The 5,000-nt window shown below is 36.9% G+C and carries 1 protein-coding gene and 2 rRNA genes (1 of these 3 running past the window's edge); 2 read left to right on the top strand and 1 reads right to left on the bottom strand.

Annotated features, from left to right (window positions below; translation table 11 throughout):
* A 23S ribosomal RNA gene (locus AABK36_RS25335) occupies positions 1-1,520 on the top strand; it begins 1,356 nt to the left of the window's first position.
* Between the two features lie 88 nt (positions 1,521-1,608).
* Positions 1,609-1,720, top strand: a 5S ribosomal RNA gene (gene rrf, locus AABK36_RS25330).
* A gap of 1,390 nt (positions 1,721-3,110) precedes the next feature.
* Here rrf and AABK36_RS25325 read toward each other — a convergent pair.
* On the bottom strand, positions 3,111-4,424 hold the full coding sequence (locus AABK36_RS25325) for a replication initiation protein (RefSeq protein ID WP_309943467.1): 1,314 nt from the start codon (positions 4,422-4,424) through the stop codon (positions 3,111-3,113).
* Positions 4,425-5,000 lie beyond the last annotated feature (576 nt).

Below are 5,000 nucleotides of genomic sequence, written 5' to 3'. Positions count from 1 at the left end.
TAGTCGGGACCTAAGGCGAACCCGAAAGGGGTAGTCGATGGACAACGGGTTAATATTCCCGTACTTGCTTAATACAGTGATGGAGTGACGGAGTAGTGAAAGCCTCGCGCGCTGACGGAATAGCGCGTTGAAGGGTGTAGGTATAGGACCGGTAGGCAAATCCGCCGGACCTGCTGAAACCTGATAGTACAACAATCCTTCGGGAGCGTTGATAGTAGGCCTAATCAGACTTCCAAGAAAAACTTCTAAGCGTTACGTATTGAGCAACCCGTACCGCAAACCGACACAGGTAGTCAAGGAGAGAATCCTGAGGTGCTCGAGTGATTCGTGGCTAAGGAACTAGGCAAAATGACCCTGTAACTTCGGGAGAAGGGGTGCTTCCTCCATTAAGGAGAAGCCGCAGTGAAAAGACCCAGGCGACTGTTTAACAAAAACACATGGCTTTGCGAAATCGAAAGATGATGTATAAGGCCTGACACCTGCCCGGTGCTGGAAGGTTAAGGGGGGACGTTAGCTTCGGCAAAGCGTTGAACTGAAGCCCCAGTAAACGGCGGCCGTAACTATAACGGTCCTAAGGTAGCGAAATTCCTTGTCGGGTAAGTTCCGACCTGCACGAATGGTGCAACGATCTGGGTACTGTCTCGGCCACGAGCTCGGTGAAATTGTAGTAACGGTGAAGATGCCGTTTACCCGCGACGGGACGGAAAGACCCCATGAACCTTTACTATAGCTTCACATTGGTATTGGGTAATTGATGTGTAGGATAGGTGGGAGACTTCGATCCTGCGTCGCCAGGCGTAGGTTAGTCGTCCTTGAAATACCACCCTTCAATTATCTGATGCCTAATCCCACAAGGAGACAGTGTGTGGTGGGTAGTTTGACTGGGGTGGTCGCCTCCAAAAGAGTAACGGAGGCTTTCAAAGGTTCCCTCAGTACGGTTGGTAATCGTGCGAAGAGCGCAATAGCATAAGGGAGCTTGACTGTGAGACCTACAAGTCGAGCAGGTAGGAAACTAGGATATAGTGATCCGGTGGTTCCGCATGGAAGGGCCATCGCTCAAAGGATAAAAGGTACTCTGGGGATAACAGGCTGATCTCCCCCAAGAGCTCACATCGACGGGGAGGTTTGGCACCTCGATGTCGGCTCGTCACATCCTGGGGCTGGAGAAGGTCCCAAGGGTTGGGCTGTTCGCCCATTAAAGTGGCACGCGAGCTGGGTTCAGAACGTCGTGAGACAGTTCGGTCCCTATCTGTCGTGGGCGTTAGAGATTTGAGAGGACTTGACTTTAGTACGAGAGGACCGAGTTGAACGAACCGCTGGTCTATCAGTTGTGCCGCCAGGTGCATCGCTGAGTAGCTACGTTCGGATGAGATAAGCGCTGAAAGCATCTAAGCGCGAAACTCACCTCAAGATGAGATCTCTTTATAAGGGTCGTTATAGACGATGACGTTGATAGGCTGCAGGTGTAAAGTCAGAAATGGCAAAGCCGAGCAGTACTAATTGCCCGTAAGCTTTCTCGTAGGGCTTCGCCCCCTGAAATTCAATAGAAATACAATCGAAACATATCTTTTCTTTCATATCGTTTTGTCATCAAAATATTCAAGAGTTTATGGTGATTATTGCGGCGGGGATCACCTCTTCCCATATCGAACAGAGAAGTTAAGCCCGCCCGCGCTGATGGTACTGCCGTAAAAGGTGGGAGAGTAAGTCGTCGCCATTTTATTATTCAAGCCTCATATTATACATGAGGCTTTTTTATTTTGAATACAATTATTTAACATAATATTTTTTAGATTAAAAACAGTTTTTTGGATTTAATTCTTACCGTTTTTTTCAAAAAAATGATTTCTAGCATTTGTACTAAACACAATTAAAACATATGCATTAAACGTTTTTTTCAATAGGACTTTTATACTTATAAAATCATAAACAAACCCAACAGCTAAATCGATAAAGATAGAAAAAGAACTTATCAAGTTGTAATTAAAAATCACTGATAGACGCCTGTTTTCACATTTCTGCGTCTTTAAAAACCACCGATCAACACCAACTTTCACATTTCTGCGTCTTTATCTGCGTCTTTAAAAACACCGATCAATACCAACTTTCACATTTCTGCGTCTTTAAAAACACCGGTCAACACCAACTTTCACATTTCTGCGTCTTTAAAAAACACCGGTCAACACCAACTTTCACATTTCTGCGTCTTTAAAAACCACCAATCAACACCAACTTTCACATTTCTGCGTCTTTAAAAACACCGATCAACACCAACTTTCACATTTCTGCGTCTTTAAAAACACCGATCAACGCCAACTTTCACATTTCTGCGTCTTTAAAAACACCGATCAACACCAACTTTCACATTTCTGCGTCTTTAAAAACACCGATCAACACCAACTTTCACATTTCTGCGTCTTTAAAAACACCGATCAACGCCAACTTTCACATTTCTGCGTCTTTAAAAACACCGATCAACACCAACTTTCACATTTCTGCGTCTTTAAAAACACCGATCAACGCCAACTTTCACATTTCTGCGTCTTTAAAAACGCCGATCAACGCCAACTTTCACATTTCTGCATCTTTAATAATTTGAAATTTTCATTCAATTTCAAATTACGTAACACGAACCTTAAGCATTATGTTAAATTTAAAAAATCATATTTTAAATTCCCTCTACATATAACTTATGAAGTAATTCATTAACTTTAACTTTAACTCCAAGCTTAGCTTATCAAAGTAAATAAAAAAGCTTTAAATAACTGACTATAAACTAATTAAGATCTAAAATCTAACCATATTACAGAATAGATATACTCATACTTATCATTGTTTTTTACACATTTCTTATGATCACATAAATAATAAATAGAAATAGAAAAACACACATGAATTAATATAATTATATTTTAATTCAAAAAACACCTTTCCTAAAAAAACAGATTATATCTTACAAATGACTTTATATTAATTATAAATATTAGAGATTATCAAAATGAATCAGACCAAAATAATTTTAAACTAAAATTACACCTTATTATAGAAATAAATCATTAGAATAAAATTAGAATAATACAATAAATAAAATATAAGAATACCCTATAAAATTAAACATCAATACCGTATTTATCTTTCATATATTTCTTATAATCCATCATTGACTTTTCTTCATCAGATCCATACTTCCTAATCAGCCATGCACCAAAATTTATCTTTGCATTTCTTGTTGGATTCCCCTCTTTCCATTCTTTTAAATATCTCTGCACAACTCCCATTGTGTGATCTTGATTATCATAAAGGTATTCATAAAGATCATCTTCAACTTCACCAGACAAATACTTATCTAAAACCTCAGACCATTTCTTTTCATATTCTTCTTTTGCTTTATCAATATCTATATGATCATCATATAAATCATTTTCTCCTACCTCTACATATTCTTCATAATATTCCTCTGAAGTCTTATTAAAGCCCATTTTAGCATTGTATTCATCAACATAAAAACCTCCCATAAGAGCTCTTAATACATACCCTGTAACACTCTTAATATCTTTCTTTTCATCAACTTTCTGAATAGTATAATCAACCAACCCCTTATTATATTCAGATAGCATTTTTTGATACATAACAGTAGATATATCTCCTTTTTTCACAGAATCTGGAATTCTATTATCTACCTTCGTATTATTTATTAAACTCAGATCCCCATTATCCAAAAGATCGCTTTCTGACTGTATCTGAACTCGAGAATTTCCTGAAATAATAAACTCTATACCAATAACAGCTCTACCCTTTTTCAATAAATTATACTTCACTTTTATATCAGAATACACATTGATTTCTGCAACTGCTACATCAATAACTCTCTTTCTAAAATCATAAAATCTCTTATACCTATCTTTCACCTCCAACATGTCTTTTAAGAGCTCTAAGTCGAACTTTCGACTTTTTATGTTAGGATAGTACTGGATAAGCAACTCATATACACGAATAGAGTAGGCACTTTTAAAGCTATAAACATTATGTAAAAAGTAAGTTGTAAATTGCTCTTTTAGGTTTAAAAAATAAGGCCTCATTTCCATTGAAAATCGTATGTAAATGTAGTCCTTTCCATACTCTCCTCTAGCCTCAGTTATAAAAGATAAAGCCCTCCATCTTTTACCTTCTTGTATTCTTATAGAGCTATTAGTTAGGCCTTCAGCAGCTTCCCTGATGTGCCTATAGCTTCCTGTTGGAATTTTTGTACCTCTTTCTAGACCCAAGATATCATGTATGGGAATCTTGTATTCCGAAGTTTCATCAGTATCCTTAATCAAGGTTGTCATAAGAAGAATTATTCTCTGTTGATACAAAGAAAATCCATTACGAGAATTAACTAGTTTATTACTCTTTTTAACCAGTTTATAATTCCCTTTTTTCATAAAAGAAAAATCAGGCGTAGACATATTTTTTTAGCTCTATACAGTACCTTTTGTTTCACATTTAAAACAACTCTTTCTAACGTCATTTTTTGTACTTTTCTAATAAATGACTCCTAAAAAAAGTTATCCACATTTTTTACTCAAAAATCTGTCGTCAATTTAAGTTTTTCTCGTCGTTTACTCAAAAATCTGTCGTCGTTTACTCAAAAATCTGTCGTCTTTTACTCAAAAATCTGTCGTTTTTCGACCTTGTAACGACCTGTATATCAAATAGTTACAAGGCCCTAAAATATGTTAAATAGTTAAAAAATGTTACAACAACGCGCGGGCGTACATCGTGCGCGCGACTTAGTAATCTATAAGCTCTTAAGTTTTTCTCGTTTTTGAATTTTTTAAAGTGCGTTTTTGTAAATTTTGCTGTTGAATTTTTTAAATATTTCTCTCATTAAAAGTGTAATTACCTAAAAATCAGTAATTTACGATTTAGTTGAAAATTTATTCGAAAAAAAAACAGCAAGTGTTGCCGAATTTAAAAATCCTTCATACCTTTGCATTCGCTTTTCAGAAAAGCAAACA

This window comes from Aureibacter tunicatorum (genome assembly GCF_036492635.1).
Lineage (GTDB): Bacteria > Bacteroidota > Bacteroidia > Cytophagales > Cyclobacteriaceae > Aureibacter > Aureibacter tunicatorum.
Note: the sequence above shows the minus strand (reverse complement) of the source record. Positions and strands in the feature narration are given on the sequence as shown.